This is a genomic window from Pseudoduganella sp. jia 9 (assembly GCF_055502615.1).
In genome coordinates, this window is the sequence record NZ_JBUPWE010000014.1 from 138519 (window position 1) to 153073 (window position 14555).

13 protein-coding genes are annotated in these 14555 nt (G+C 66.4%); 4 read left to right on the forward strand and 9 right to left on the reverse strand.

Annotated elements, in window-relative coordinates:
- Positions 1–18 precede the first annotated feature (18 nt).
- The 4 genes from ACY34H_RS19830 (at position 19) to ACY34H_RS19845 (ending at position 4634) form a co-directional block, all read left to right on the forward strand.
- Positions 19–435, forward strand: a complete 417-nt coding sequence (locus ACY34H_RS19830) for a hypothetical protein (RefSeq protein ID WP_464979186.1) — start codon at positions 19–21, stop codon at positions 433–435.
- Between the two features lie 71 nt (positions 436–506).
- Positions 507–1466 carry a homoserine kinase gene (locus ACY34H_RS19835; RefSeq protein ID WP_464979187.1) on the forward strand — a complete coding sequence of 320 codons (960 nt, stop codon included), beginning with the start codon at positions 507–509 and terminating at the stop codon, positions 1464–1466.
- Positions 1463–2242: a BPSS1780 family membrane protein gene (locus ACY34H_RS19840; RefSeq protein WP_464979188.1), complete on the forward strand. Its 780-nt coding sequence runs from the start codon at positions 1463–1465 to the stop codon at positions 2240–2242. Before ACY34H_RS19835 ends, ACY34H_RS19840 begins: the two co-directional genes overlap by 4 nt.
- An 85-nt stretch (positions 2243–2327) precedes the next feature.
- Positions 2328–4634, forward strand: coding sequence for a UvrD-helicase domain-containing protein (locus ACY34H_RS19845; RefSeq protein ID WP_464979189.1), 2307 nt, complete (start codon positions 2328–2330; stop codon positions 4632–4634).
- A 67-nt stretch (positions 4635–4701) separates the two neighbouring features.
- On the opposite strand, the gene ACY34H_RS19850 is transcribed toward ACY34H_RS19845, so the two are convergent.
- The 9 genes from ACY34H_RS19850 to thiC all read right to left on the reverse strand — a co-directional run bounded on the left by ACY34H_RS19850 (position 4702) and on the right by thiC (position 14542).
- Entirely contained in the window at positions 4702–6984 is a 2283-nt protein-coding gene (locus tag ACY34H_RS19850; protein WP_464979190.1) for a M56 family metallopeptidase, read from the reverse strand.
- Between the two features lie 355 nt (positions 6985–7339).
- On the reverse strand, positions 7340–8446 hold the full coding sequence (locus tag ACY34H_RS19855; RefSeq protein WP_464979191.1) for an S-(hydroxymethyl)glutathione dehydrogenase/class III alcohol dehydrogenase: 1107 nt from the start codon (positions 8444–8446) through the stop codon (positions 7340–7342).
- Between the two features lie 102 nt (positions 8447–8548).
- On the reverse strand, positions 8549–8953 hold the full coding sequence (locus ACY34H_RS19860) for a response regulator (protein WP_464979192.1): 405 nt from the start codon (positions 8951–8953) through the stop codon (positions 8549–8551).
- 206 nt (positions 8954–9159) lie between these two features.
- Positions 9160–9789 (reverse strand): ANTAR domain-containing response regulator, encoded by a 630-nt coding sequence (locus tag ACY34H_RS19865; protein WP_281610027.1) that lies wholly within the window; start codon positions 9787–9789, stop codon positions 9160–9162.
- 229 nt (positions 9790–10018) lie between these two features.
- Positions 10019–10633 (reverse strand): thiamine phosphate synthase, encoded by a 615-nt coding sequence (gene thiE / locus ACY34H_RS19870; protein WP_464979193.1) that lies wholly within the window; start codon positions 10631–10633, stop codon positions 10019–10021.
- Positions 10634–10712: 79 nt separating this feature from the next.
- Positions 10713–11516 (reverse strand): bifunctional hydroxymethylpyrimidine kinase/phosphomethylpyrimidine kinase, encoded by an 804-nt coding sequence (thiD, locus tag ACY34H_RS19875; protein ID WP_464979194.1) that lies wholly within the window; start codon positions 11514–11516, stop codon positions 10713–10715.
- A gap of 37 nt (positions 11517–11553) precedes the next feature.
- Complete coding sequence (locus tag ACY34H_RS19880; RefSeq protein ID WP_464979195.1) at positions 11554–12345, reverse strand: thiazole synthase; 792 nt, start codon at positions 12343–12345, stop codon at positions 11554–11556.
- 16 nt (positions 12346–12361) lie between these two features.
- Entirely contained in the window at positions 12362–12562 is a 201-nt protein-coding gene (thiS, locus tag ACY34H_RS19885) for a sulfur carrier protein ThiS (protein WP_464979196.1), read from the reverse strand.
- A 99-nt stretch (positions 12563–12661) separates the two neighbouring features.
- The gene (thiC, locus tag ACY34H_RS19890) at positions 12662–14542 is read right to left on the reverse strand and encodes a phosphomethylpyrimidine synthase ThiC (RefSeq protein ID WP_464979197.1); all 1881 of its coding nucleotides are present in this window, start codon (positions 14540–14542) and stop codon (positions 12662–12664) included.
- Positions 14543–14555 lie beyond the last annotated feature (13 nt).

Below are 14555 nucleotides of genomic sequence, written 5' to 3' on the forward strand. Positions count from 1 at the left end.
TCCATAAAGGCTCCTATCATGCGCCCCTCGATCGTTCCCGCCATCCTGCTGGCCCTGGCCGCCGGCTCCGCCAGTGCCCAGAGCGGCACGCCGCCGAAGCTGGAACCGGTGCCGGACACCGATACGCCGATCACGGTCACGCCGAAACCGGGGCGCGAAACCACTACCACGGTGCGCCGCGAAGGCGGCCGCATCGCGGAAGAAACCGTGCAGGCGGGCGGCAGCACCTACACGGTGAAGCCGGCCAACCCCAACAGCACGCAGTTGCCGGGTGATGCCGGCGGCCCGCAGGTGCGGGGCCCGCAATGGACCGTGATGCAATTCGATATCGCCAAGAAGCAAAAACAGCGCAGTGCCGATGCCGCGGCCGCAGCCGCGGCGGACAACGCGGCAGAAGTGCCGCCGCCTCCTCCGATGCCACCCGTAACGGAGTGATGCAGCGTTCCCGCCCGGGCGGAAGGCATGCCCGGCGCAGCTCATCCATCCTCGAACCTTACTGATTTCTCATGGCAGTCTTTACCTCGGTCAGCCTGGACGATGTCCAGCCCTGGATCGCGCAATTTCCCCTCGGCCGCGCGGTGGCCCTCAAAGGCATCGCATCCGGCATCGAAAACAGCAATTTCTTCCTGACGACGGAACGCGGCGAATACGTCCTCACCATCTTTGAAAACCTGAGCTTCGAGCAGTTGCCGTTCTACCTGCGGCTGATGGAGCACCTGGCCGCACGCGGCGTGCTGGTGCCGGCGCCGGTAGCGAACGACAAGGGTGAACTCTGCGTGCCGCTGCACGGCAAGCCGGCGGCGATCGTATCGAAGCTCGTCGGCAGCTCCGAACTGGCGCCCCGGCCCGTGCATTGCGCCGAAGTGGGCGCGATGCTGGCGAAGATGCACCTGGCGGGCCGCGACTTCCCGCTGCACCAGCCGAACCTGCGCGGCCTGGCCTGGTGGCATGGCGCCGCCCCGGCCGTGCTGCCGCACATGGCCGAGCCGGAAGCGGCACTGCTGCGCGCCGAGATGGATTTCCAGCAGGCGTTCCATGCCAGCGACCTCTACGCCCGCCTGCAGCAGGGCCCGGTGCATGCCGACCTGTTCCGCAATAACGTGATGTTCGACGGCGAACGCCTGACCGGCTTCTTCGACTTCTACTTCGCCGGCTGCGACACCTGGCTGTTCGACGTGGCCGTGACCATCAACGACTGGTGCGTGGACCTGGACACCGGCGTGCTGGACGTGGCGCGCGTGCGTGCCTTCCTCGATGCCTACCACGCAGTGCGGCCCTTCACGGCCGACGAGCAGGAGGCCTGGCAGCCGATGCTGCGCGCCGGCGCACTGCGCTTCTGGCTGTCGCGCCTGTACGACCTGCACCAGCCGCGCGAGGCGGAAATGCTGACACCGCACGACCCCACCCACTTCGAGCGCATCCTGCGTGAGCGCATCGCCACCCCCGCACCAAGTTTGCTCCAATGAATCAGACACCGGCAAGATCAGGATGGGAATGGGTCAAACAGGGCTTCGGCATGCTGAAAAAGCAGCCGGCCGGCCTGTCGACGCTGTTCTTCGGTTACATGCTGCTGACCACGCTGCTGCTCGTGGTGCCGCTGCTCGGGCAGGTCGCGCACAGCGTGCTGATGCCCGTGTTCGCGATCGGCTTCATGGCGGCGGCACGCGAGATCGGCGCCGGCAAGCCGGTCACGCCCGCCCTGCTGGTCGCCGGCTTCCGCGGCCCGGCACTGCGCAAGCTGTGCATGCTCGGCGTGATCCACTTGCTGGTGTTCCTGGCCGCCGGCGCCATCGGCGTGATGCTGTTCGCGAATACCGATGCACTGCGCGACGCCACGCTGGCCGAACTGCAGACGAACCGGCAGCTGGTGCTCGAGTCCGGCCTGGTGCCGACGATGCTGGCCACCGCCGTGCTGTACATCCCGGCGCTGCTGGTGATCAGCTTTGCCGCGCCGCTGGTCCACTGGAACGGCATGGGTGCCGGCAAGGCGCTGTTCTACAGTTTCTTCGCGATCAAGCGCGCGGCGGGCGCCTTCTTCATGTTCGCTGTCAGCCTGTTCGCGATCACGGTGCTGGTGCTGCTGCTGGTGCGCGCCGTGTTCGGCTTCGGCACGATGGGCTTCGCACTGATGCGCATGCTTTCCGAAGTGCTGTACGGCGTGGCCCATTGCGCGCTGTACGTGGCCTACGCGCAGATTTTCGCGGCACCGCCGGCCGACGCCGTCTCACTCGACAAACCCTGAGAAAACCCGCAAACGGCGCGCCGTCGCGGGCGCGCCGCCGCGAACGGACGGGGTGCGCATGCGCGCCGAACGATATAATGGCGGGATGCAGAATCTCCTCCACAATCTCAATCCCGAACAACTCGCCGCCGTTACCCTGCCGCCGCAGAACGCCCTGATCCTGGCGGGCGCGGGCTCGGGCAAGACGCGCGTGCTGACCACGCGCATCGCCTGGCTGATCCAGACCGGGCAGGTGTCGCCGGGCGGCATCCTGGCCGTCACGTTCACCAACAAGGCGGCCAAGGAGATGCTGGCGCGCCTGTCGGCAATGATGCCGATTAATACACGCGGCATGTGGGTCGGTACCTTCCACGGCCTGTGCAACCGCCTGCTGCGCACCCACTACCGCGATGCCGCCCTGCCCCAGTCGTTCCAGATCCTCGACACGCAGGACCAGCTGTCGATGATCAAGCGCCTGCTGAAGGCGAACAATGTGGACGATGAAAAATTCCCGCCGAAATCGGTGATGTATTTCATCAATAACAACAAGGACCAGGGCTTGCGCGCCAGCCAGGTCGAGGCCTACGACGCCAACGAGCGCAAGCTGGTCGAGCTGTACGGGCTGTACGACGACCAGTGCCAGCGCGAAGGCGTGGTCGACTTCGCCGAACTGCTGCTGCGCACGTATGAACTGCTGTCGCGCAACCAGCCGCTGCGCGAGCATTACCAGCAGCGCTTCCGCCACATCCTCGTCGACGAGTTTCAGGACACCAACAACCTGCAATATGCGTGGCTGAAGCTGATCGCCGGTCACGGCACCGGCCATGGCGGCGCCCTGTTCGCCGTCGGCGACGACGACCAGAGCATCTATGCGTTCCGCGGCGCCAACGTGGGCAATATGGTGGCGTTCGAGTCCGAGTTCAGCGTGAAGAACCTGATCAAGCTGGAACAGAACTACCGCTCGCATGGCCACATCCTCGATGCGGCCAACGTGCTGATCGCCAACAACAGCCGCCGCCTCGGCAAGAACCTGCGCACCGACGCGGGCCACGGCGAACCGGTGCGCGTGTACGAAGCCACGTCCGACCTGCAGGAAGCGCAATGGCTGGTCGACGAAGCAAAGAACCTGATCGGCGAAGGCACGCGGCGCAGCGAGATCGCCGTGCTGTACCGCTCGAACGCGCAATCGCGGGTGATCGAACATGCGCTGTTCTCGGCCGGCATTCCGTACACCGTGTACGGCGGCCTGCGCTACTTCCAGCGCGCCGAGGTGAAGCACGCGATCGCCTACCTGCAGTTGATGGACAATCCGCACAACGATTCGGCCTTCCTGCGCGTGGTGAACTTCCCGGCGCGCGGCATCGGTGCGCGCACGCTGGAACAATTGCAGAACGCGGCCGAGACCTATGGCATCTCGATGTATGCGGCGGTGCCGTACATGGTCGGCAAGGCCGGTGCGTCGCTCGGTGGCTTCGTCAAGCTGATCGAAGGCGTGCGCTTTGAAACGCAGCAGATGGCGCTGCCGGAGCTGGTGCGCATCACGCTGGAATCTTCCGGCCTGCTGCAGCACTACGCCAACGAGAAGGAAGGCGCCGACCGGGTGGAAAACCTGGAGCAGATGGTCAGCGCGGCCACCCAGTTCGTCGGCGAGGAAGGCTACGGCCAGGGCGCGCCGGCGCACCTCGGCCCGCCGGCCGACGCGCAGGCGGGTGCGGCGATCATCAATGCCGACGGCGTCGAGATCATGGATGCCGATGCGCCGCTGGCCACCGTGATGTCGCCGCTGTCGGCCTTCCTCGCGCATGCCTCGCTGGAAGCGGGCGACAACCAGGCGCAGGCCGGCCAGGATGCGATGCAGCTGATGACGGTGCACTCGGCCAAGGGCCTGGAATTCGACAACGTGTTCATCACCGGCCTGGAAGAAGGCCTGTTCCCGCACGAGAGCAGTTCGAAGGAGGAAGGCGGCGTCGAGGAAGAGCGGCGGCTGATGTACGTGGCGATCACGCGGGCCAGGAAGCGCCTGTACATGTGCTTCTGCCAGACCCGCATGCTGCACGGCCAGACGCGCTACAACATGAAGTCGCGCTTCTTCGACGAACTGCCGGAAGAATCGCTGAAGTGGCTGTCGCCGCGCGTGCAGGCGCACTGGTTCGCCAACAAGAAGTCACAGTGGGAAGACGTGCAGCTCAATGGCGGCAGCGACAACGCGATCGCCCAGCGCATCGCGCAGAAGTCGAATGCCGGCTCGGGCTGGCGCATCGGCGAATCGGTGGCGCACGCCAAGTTCGGCGAAGGCGTGATCGTCAACATCGAAGGCAGCGGCGCCAACTGCCGCGCGCAGATCAACTTCGGCAGCGCGGGCATGAAGGTGCTGGATCTGTCGGTGGCGAAGCTGGAGCGGCTGGGCAGGTAATGCCGCGGAAACATCGGTGGCGGGAATTGTTTCCTGCCACCGATGTTTCCCGCTTTCATTGCAGGCATCAGCCTTGTGCGCCCACTTCGGTAGCCTGGCCCTTGCGCAGCGCTTCATCGATCACCGCACGCGTGGCCTTGTCGGCTTCGCGACTCAGCCGGCCCTGTTCGCGGCCCAGTTGCCCCATCTTGCGGCCGTGTTCTTCCATCGGCTTCGACAGCTCGGCCATCCGGGCATGCAGGGACTTCATCGGTTCACGGCTGGCATCCACCCTGGCATGCTCGCGCGCCATCGACTCGGACAGGCGGCTCATCCGCTCCTGCAACGGCTCCATCTGCTTCTGGAGCGCCGCCATCTGGCGCGACAGCGTCTCGCGCCGGGCTTCGCTGTCGGCCGTGGCCATGCGCTGGCCCAGCTCTTCCATGCGATTGCCCAGACGCTCCTGCGTGCGTCCCACGACCGCCATCTGGCGCTCGACGCTGCGTTCCATGTCGGTGTCGAACACCGCCGCCATCCGGGCACCGATCTCTTCGCCGATCGCTTCCATCCGCTTGCCCTGCCGCTCCATCGCCGCGCCCTGCTTTTCCATGTCGGCACCCAGTTTTTCAGAAGGTGCCCAGGCAGTGCGCACCCTGGCGACGAGCGCCGGGTCCTTGACGACATATGACTTGCCGTCCTTCCTGAAATAGATGAAGTCGCCCTTGAAGCCTTCCTTCACGCATTGCAGATCCTTGATGTCGCGCGTGTCGAGCGCGTTGACCCGCATCGGCGCAGTGCCGCCGCGAACGATCGCATAGGATTCGAGCGAGCGGCCCGGTTGGACGATGTGCACGCCGTCCCGCATGCCGATCGACGGTGCCGGTGGCGCCGCCGGGGCCAGCGGCGCAGGTGGGGCCGGTGGTGCTGGCGGTGCAGGCGGCGCCGCCAGCATGGGAGCGGCGGGAGCGGCGGGGGCCACCTTGATGGTCATCGGTGGCGCGGGCGGTGCCGGTGGTACGCCCATCCTTGCCATCGGCGGGGCGGGCGGCGCGTCCGGCGCGTCCGGCGGTGCTGGCGGCTCTGGCGGGACTGGTGCGGACCAGCCCGCATCCGTCGCGTGCATTGCGGCGGCCTGGGCGGCTTCGGCGGCGGCGCCTGCTGCCTCGGCACCGGCCGCGGCCGCGGCATCGGCGGCCTTCGATGCTTCCTGCGCGGCGGATGCCTGCGCCGCAGCCGCTGCGGTGGCCGCCTTCGCTGCCTCGGCGGCACTGGCGCCTTTCCGTGCCTCGGCGCCGGCGGCAGTGCTTGCCTGCTGTGCCGCGCCGGCAGCCGCGGACGATGTTTCCGGCTGCGCATGGGCATACAGCATGACGCAGGCCGTGCACAGGCCCAGCAGCGGCGTGGCGATTTTCCAGCTCAGCGGTTGCGCATCGGGGCGCACCAGGCGTTTGATACGGGACATGAGGTCTCCTCCGTGCGCCGCGGGGGCGAAATGCGAGGTTGAAAACTGGAACTTGTCCAGTTCGGAAAGTGCCATTGCCAGGCGGCGCGGTTCGCCGAGCGCGCCGGCTGCCAGGTCGTCGGCAATCTGTTCCCGCTCGATGCGGATGCGCTTGCTCAGCATCCACACGCTCGGGTGGTAGAACAGCAGGATCTCGATCGCGCTCTGCACCAGGTTCACCAGATAATCATGGCGCCGGATATGCGCCAGTTCATGCGCCAGCAAGGCTTCCAGCAGGTGCGGCGGCATGCCGGTGACGAGCGACGCCGGCAGCAGGACGATCGGACGCCAGCACCCCGCCGTCATCGGGCCTTCCAGGTCCTCGCCGGAGACACCGAGGCGTACCGGGCGGGTAATACCGATGCGCAGCGCGAGGCGATCCAGGCGCTGCTGCCACTCGTGATCCGGATGGTAATGGCCGGCCAGCGTGCGCTGGCGTACCCACTGCAAACCCAGCGACAGCCGCAATGTCATCAGCGCGGCGCCGCCGGCCCACAGCAGCACCAGCCACGGCATCTGCCGGCGCAGCAGGTATTCGAACGACGTCAGCTGATCGGCATCGACCAGCACCGGCACATGCGCCGCGGGTATCGCCCCTGCCCCGACGGCCCCGAGCAAGGGGTCGAGCGGCACCGGCATGGAGTAGCCGGCTTGCAGCGCTTCCTGCACGCGCCAGGCGATACTGCCCACCGGCAGCGCGGCGCACAGCAGCAGCGCGGCACACGCGATGGCGTAGCGGGCCTGCGGCCGGGCATTGCGCAGCAGGTGCAGCGCCAGCAACGCGGCCCAGCCGATCAGCAGGCCCTGCCAGACGAAATGCAGCAGCGACCAGCCGATCGCCGGCACCAGCGTCTCGAACGGAATAGTCATGCCGGGTCTCCTGTGGCGGCGTGGGCGATCGCGGACCGGTGGTCGTTGTTCATGGGGCGGCTCCTGGTGAAGTGGAAACCAGATTAATTTATGTAGAAAAGTTTGTCTAGAACTTTTTGTCTACATTGGGATGCGACGGGGTCATTGCACTATATTCAATGCACGCGTGGATGCGGGGGATTTGCGACGGACTGCGGGATATGCGGGCTGGAATGCTTCAGCCGTGCTGCACGCGCTGGACGTTCGGGGCGATCGTTGCGCGGCAGCGCGGGAGACGAAATTGCCACCGAAGCCGGAGGGAGTGCCTGTTGCGGCAATACGGCAACAGGCACGAACACATCAATACATCAACACATCAATACATCACGACCGAGCGGATCGATTCGCCCTTCTTCATCAGGTCGAAGCCTTCGTTGATCTGGTCCAGCGACAGCTTGTGGGTGATCAGGTCATCGATGTTGAGCTTGCCATCCATGTACCAGTCGACGATCTTCGGCACGTCGGTGCGGCCGCGCGCGCCGCCGAACGCGGAGCCCTTCCACTCGCGGCCGGTCACCAGCTGGAATGGACGGGTACTGATTTCCTGGCCGGCCGCGGCCACGCCGATGATGATCGACTTGCCCCAGCCCTTGTGGCAGCACTCGAGCGCCTGGCGCATCAGGGTGGTGTTGCCCACGCACTCGAAGCTGTAGTCGGCGCCGCCGTCGGTCAGCTGGATGATGCTGTCGACCACGTTTTCCACGTCGTTCGGATTGATGAAGTGGGTCATGCCGAACTGGCGCGCCATCGCTTCGCGGCCCGGATTGATGTCGACACCGATGATCTTGTCCGCGCCGACCATTTTCGCCGCCTGGATCACGTTCAGGCCGATGCCGCCGAGGCCGAACACCACCACGTTCGCGCCCGCTTCCACCTTGGCGGTGAACAGCACGGCGCCCACGCCCGTGGTGACGCCGCAACCGATGTAGCAAACCTTGTCGAACGGCGCGTCTTCACGGATTTTCGCCAGCGCGATCTCCGGCACCACGATGTAGTTCGAGAAGGTGGAGGTGCCCATGTAGTGGAAGATGGGCTTGCCGTCGAGTGAGAAGCGGCTGGTCGCGTCCGGCATCAGGCCGCGGCCCTGCGTGGAGCGGATCGCCTGGCACAGGTTGGTCTTTTGCGACAGGCAGAACTTGCACTGCCGGCATTCCGGCGTGTACAGCGGGATGACGTGGTCATCCTTCTTCAGGCTCTTGACGCCGGGCCCGACATCGACGACGACGCCGGCGCCCTCATGGCCCAGGATGGCCGGGAAAATGCCTTCCGGATCGGCGCCGGAAAGCGTGTAGTAGTCGGTATGGCAAATGCCGGTGGCCTTGATCTCGACGAGGACTTCGCCTTCCCTTGGACCGCCCAGCTCGACTTCTTCGATCGTCAGCGGAGCGCCCGCTTTCCATGCCACTGCTGCCCTGGTTTTCATCGTTCGCGTTCCTCGGATGTGAAAAAACCGCCATGATAGCAAACGATGCAAGGCGTAAGCGGTGCCAAACGACATGCCGCGCCGACGGCGGCCAGCCGCGGCTCAGTGGCGCACGGCGAGATCGAGTTCCAGCAGGCGGCACACGGCCTGCCACAGCTGGCGCGGCGACGTCCACGGTTTCGGCAGGTAGGCATGGGCCTGGTGATGCAGGCTGGGCTGCCGCGCAGAATACAGCAGCACGGGCGTATGGGAGCCGCGCGCGCGCACGCCATCGACCAGCGCCTGGCCGTCGCCGTCCGGCAAGTCGGCGTCGACGATGATCAGGTCGAATCGTTCGTTTTCCAGCCGGGTGGCGGCCTGTTCCATCGAGCACGCGCGGCTGACGCGGATTTCCGGCACCAGCAGGGTGGCCAGGATCAGGGCGGTGGAATCGTCGCCATCCACGTGCAGCACGTGGGGAGCGGGAGCGATCGGCTTGCAGGCCTCGAGGGCGTCGGTCATGTTCATCGTGTTTCTCCGCATTGGATGATGCAGGAGCCTGGAACCATGCGCCGCGGGAGCGGGGTCGGTTGGTATCCGGGCTGCTGGTCGGCGGAGCTGGGCCGATGAAATCGAGACGGCTGCGGTGGCGGGGCAGGCGTGACAGGGAAGCGCACCGGCCGCGCCGGTGTACAAATGCAAGCTTAACGCAAATTAATGCGCATTGGAAACAATTATTTCTTCAGCCTCGCATTGAACGCCGCATGCAGGCTGTTCAACGTTTCCTCGGCGGCAAGCAGCTGGTCGGCCACTTCGTTGACCTTGCGCCGGCTCGAGCGGGCGTGGTCGCGCAGCACTTCGAACGCGGTGTTCCGGTCGGTCTGGAACTTGCACATCAACAGCCCCACGGCCAGGCTCGTTTCGCGGCCAGCCGCCAGCGCGGCATTCAGGTTCAACTCGGTGCGGCGCAGCTGGCGGATCTCGTCGGCCCGCGCCAGCCCCGCTTCGAAGGCCGGCATCAGCTGCTTTTCATCGACCGGCTTGACGAGGAAGCCGACCGCGCCATACGCCGCGGCCTGCTTGCCGGCATCGGCATCGCCGCGGCCGGACAGGAACATGAACGGCACCGATGTTTCACGGTTCAGCTGCTTGGCCAGTTCCAGGCCCGACATGCCGGGCATGTGGATGTCCAGCAGCGCCATGTCCGGCTCGCGCTCGGCGACCAGGCGCAGCGCATGATCGGCGGAATGTGCCTGCACTGTTTCGTACCCGGCATTGCGCAGCACGACGCTGAGGAATTCGGCAAGGAGCTGGTCGTCGTCGACGATCAAGATCAGGCGTTTCGCGGCGGCTGGTGCGGGCATGTCGGGCAATCGGATGAATGAACGTGGACCGATTATACGGGCCTTTATTTCATCGGCAAGGGGGATTCATGGTTACACGGATCGGGCGATGGGCCGCTACCACACTGCCGCGCGGCGGCCATCCGGCCGGCTGCCGGGGTGCCAGCCGGGAGCTGCCTGGTTGCCGCTTGCCAGCCACCCGGATGCAGCCCCGCCTTCCGGCCGGCGCCCTGGCACCACCGGTTGCCCGTCAGCGCCGCTCGAACAGCTGGCGGAACGCGCCGACGGCGGCCGCCACATCGGCTGCGCCGTACACGCTGCTGATCGCCGCCACCATGTGCGCGCCGCGGGCCACCAGCGGCGCCGCGTTCTCCGGCGTCATGCCGCCGATGACCACGCAGGGCACGCGCACGGCGGTGCGCGCATCGTCGACGATCGATGGCGGTGTCGTCACCGCATAGCGCTTCACGCGCGACGGATAGAAGCCGCCGAACGCCACGTAGCTGGCGCCGGCCCGTTCCGCATCGATGGCCAGCTGCAGGTCGCCATAGCAGGAGGCGCCGACGATCTTTTCCGGTCCGATGGTGTCGCGCACCTGCGCCACCGAGATATCGGTGCCGCCGACGTGCACGCCGTCGGCGCCGATCTCGCGGGCCAGTTCGACATGATCGTTGACGATGAATGGCACGCCGTGGCGGCGGCACAGCGCCAGCAGCGCGGCGGCCTGCTCGCGCCGCAGTTCCGGCGTGGCCGTCTTGTGCCGGTATTGCAGCAGCGCCAGGCCGGCGCCCAGCGCCGCCTCGGTGCGCGACAGCAGCGCGGCGGTATCGTCCCAATCGCGGGTAACGAGATAAAGTCCCTGCATGGATGTTCTCCGTTGATTGTAGGGAACCGCTGATTTATTCATGGCGGCGACCTTAGCCTTGAGAAAACGCAGCGCTTCCCTAGCGCTGCGGTATGCGCTGGCCGGCGGCGATCGCGTAGGCCGCCTCCAGCGTGCGATGGGTATAGGCCTGGGCCCGGGCGAGCGCCTGCGCGACCGGGCATCCCTGGGCCAGCAGCGCCGCCACCGCCGCGGCCAGCGTGCAGCCGCTGCCATGGAAACCGCCTTCGAGCCGCGGCCAGTGCCAGTTCTGCTGGCGGGCCGGGCCCAGCCAGCGATTGACGATGACATCGCCGCCGGCGTGCCCGCCGGTGACGAGCACGTGCTCGCAGCCGATCTGCCGCAGCACCTGCGCATGCGCGAGCGCCGCCACGTCGCTCGACGGCGGCGGAATGTGCTGCTGGTGTGCCTTCGCCAGCGCGGCCGCCTCGGGGCCGTTCGGCGTGATCACGGTACTCAAGGGCAGCAGCGGCGCCAGCGCGGCGATCGCGTTGCCGCGCCCCAGCCGGTCGCCATGGCCGCTGGCGAGCACCGGGTCGAGCACCACCGGCAGCGCCGGGTTGTCGTCGCGCAGGCCGGCGATCACGCGGGCGATCGCCTGCGCATTTTCGGCACTGCCGGGAATGCCGATCTTGACGGCGGCGATGCGGAACGCCGCGGCTACCGCCAGCGCCTGGCGCATCACCACGTCGTGCTCCACCGGCAGCACCTCGTGCACGCGGTTGTTGTCCTGCACCGTCAGCGCCGTGATCACCGGCAGCGGATGGGCATCGAGCGCCGCGATGGCGCCGATGTCGGCGGCAATGCCGGCACCGCCCGAAGGATCGGCGCCGGAAAATACCAGCACGCACGGTCGCCCGCTCATTGCCGCTCTTTCATGGCCGCTTGCATGACCCGGCCCTTCACGCCAGCCGGCCGGCCATCGGCGATGACGGCGATGCCGCGAACTTGCGCGGCATGCGGCCGGCCAGGTACGCATCGCGCCCGGCCTCCACCGCCAGGCGCATGGCGCGCGCCATCCGCACCGGATCGCGCGCCGCCGCGATGGCCGTGTTCATCAGCACGCCGTCGCAGCCGAGTTCCATGGCGATCGCCGCATCCGATGCCGTGCCGACGCCGGCATCGACCAGCACCGGCACATTGGCCTGCTCGATGATCAGCGACAGGTTCCACGGATTCAGGATGCCCATGCCGGAACCGATCAGCGATGCCAGCGGCATCACGGCCACGCAGCCGATATCCTCCAGCATGCGCGCCTGGATCGGATCGTCGCTGCAGTACACCATCACGTCGAAACCGTCCTTCACCAGCTCCCTGGCGGCCACCAGGGTTTCCGGCATGTTGGGGAACAGCGTACGCTCGTCGCCCAGCACTTCGAGCTTGACGAGCTTGTGGCCATCGAGCAGCTCGCGCGCCAGCTGCAGCGTGTAGACCGCATCCTTCGCCGTATAGCAGCCGGCCGTATTGGGCAGGATCGTGAAGTCACGGGGCGGCACCACGTCCAGCAGGTTCGGCGCATGCGGATCCTGGCCGATGTTGACGCGGCGGATCGCCACCGTGATGATTTCCGCGCCGGCCGCCAGCGTGGCGGCGCGGGTCTGCTCGAGGTCGCGGTACTTGCCGCTGCCCACCAGCAGGCGCGAGCGGTATTGCCGGCCTGCGATGGTCAGCAGGTCTTCTTCATTCGTTTGCATCGTCTGTCTCCTTTGTTCATCCGCCACCGATGGCGCGGACGATATCCACACGGTCTTGCGCACTCAGCGCCACCTCGGCCCAGCGTTGCCGCGGCACGACGCTGCGATTGACCGCCAGCGCCAGCGCCTGCCCTTCCAGTTGCAGCGCCGCCACGAGCTCCGCCAGCGTCTGCCCCGGCGGCAACGGCCGGGGCGCGCCATTCAATACGATTTCCATAGTCGTGTACTCGAAAGTTGCCTTAAACCGGGGTCAGACCCCGAATTTAAGAAATGTTTCCAAAAATCGGGGTCTGACCCCGGTTTTTGGAAATGTTCGCTACGCTTTGCTGTACAGCTGGCTGCCGGTCTTGACGAATTCGATGGCTTTTTCCTGCATGCCGCTGGCGGCGTATTCACGTACTTCCTGGGTGATCTTCATCGAGCAGAAGTGCGGGCCGCACATCGAGCAGAAGTGCGCCACTTTCGACGATTCCTTCGGCAGCGTTTCGTCGTGGAACGAGCGGGCGCGGTCGGGGTCGAGGCCCAGGTTGAACTGGTCTTCCCAGCGGAATTCAAAGCGCGCTTTCGACAGCGCGTTGTCGCGGATCTGGGCGCCCGGATGGCCCTTGGCCAGGTCGGCGGCGTGGGCGGCGATCTTGTAGGTGATCATGCCTTCCTTGACGTCGTCCTTGTTCGGCAGGCCCAGGTGCTCCTTCGGCGTCACGTAGCACAGCATCGCGGTGCCGTACCAGCCGATCTGCGCGGCGCCGATGCCGGAGGTGATGTGGTCGTAGCCGGGCGCGATGTCGGTGGTCAGGGGGCCGAGCGTGTAGAACGGCGCCTCGCCGCACTGCTCCAGCTGCAGGTCCATGTTTTCCTTGATCAGCTGCATCGGCACGTGGCCGGGGCCTTCGATCATGACCTGCACGTCGTGCTTCCAGGCGATCTGCGTCAGTTCGCCGAGCGTCTTCAGTTCGCCCAGCTGCGCGGCGTCGTTGGCGTCGTAGATCGAGCCGGGGCGCAGGCCGTCGCCCAGGCTGAACGACACGTCGTACGCCTTCATGATCCGGCAGATGTCCTCGAAGTGCGTGTACAGGAAGTTTTCCTGGTGATGCGCCAGGCACCACTTGGCCATGATGGAACCGCCGCGCGAGACGATGCCGGTCAGCCGGTTCGCCGTCAGCGGCACATAGCGCAGCAGCACGCCGGCGTGGATGGTGAAGTAGTCGACGCCCTGCTCGGCCTGCTCGATCAGTGTGTCGCGGAAGATTTCCCAGGTCAGGTCCTCGGCCTTGCCGTTCACTTTTTCCAGCGCCTGGTAGATCGGCACCGTGCCGATCGGCACCGGGCTGTTGCGCACGATCCATTCGCGCGTTTCATGGATGTGCTTGCCGGTCGACAGGTCCATCACCGTGTCGCCGCCCCAGCGGATCGCCCACGTCATCTTCTCGACTTCCTCGCCGATCGACGAGGTCACGGCGGAATTGCCGATATTGGCATTGACCTTCACGAGGAAATTGCGGCCGATGATCATCGGCTCGAGTTCCGGGTGGTTGATGTTGGCGGGGATGATGGCGCGGCCGCGGGCGATTTCTTCGCGCACGAATTCGGCGGTGATTTCCTGCGGGATGGCGGCGCCGAACGATTCGCCGCGATGCTGCCGGCCCAGCAGTTCGGCCATCCTCGTGCCCAGCGGGCCGGCTTCCCGCATCGCCGCGAGGTACTCCTGCCGCCGCAGGTTTTCACGGATCGCCACGAACTCCATCTCGGGCGTGACGATGCCCTGCCGCGCATAATGCATCTGCGTCACGCAGGCACCGGCTTTGGCGCAGCGCGGCAGGCGGTGCAGGTTGAAGCGCAGCGCTTCCAGCGAGGCATCGGCCAGCCGTGCCTTGCCGTATTCCGAGGTCGGACCGGCCAGTTCCTCGGTGTCGCCGCGCGTAACGATCCAGCCGGCGCGCACCGGCGCGAGGCCGGCGCGGATGTCGATCGACACGTCCGGATCCGTGTAGGGACCGGAGGTGTCGTACACCGTCACCGGCGGATTGATTTCATGGCCGAACGAGGCGGACGTGTCGGCCTGGCTGATTTCGCGCATCGGCACGCGGATGTCCGGCCGGCTGCCGGTCACGTAGATCTTGCGGGAATTGGGCAGCGGCGCGATGGCGGCGCTGTCGACCTCGGCCGTACTGGCCAAAAATTTCTGGTGGGCGTTCAACTATGGCTCCTTT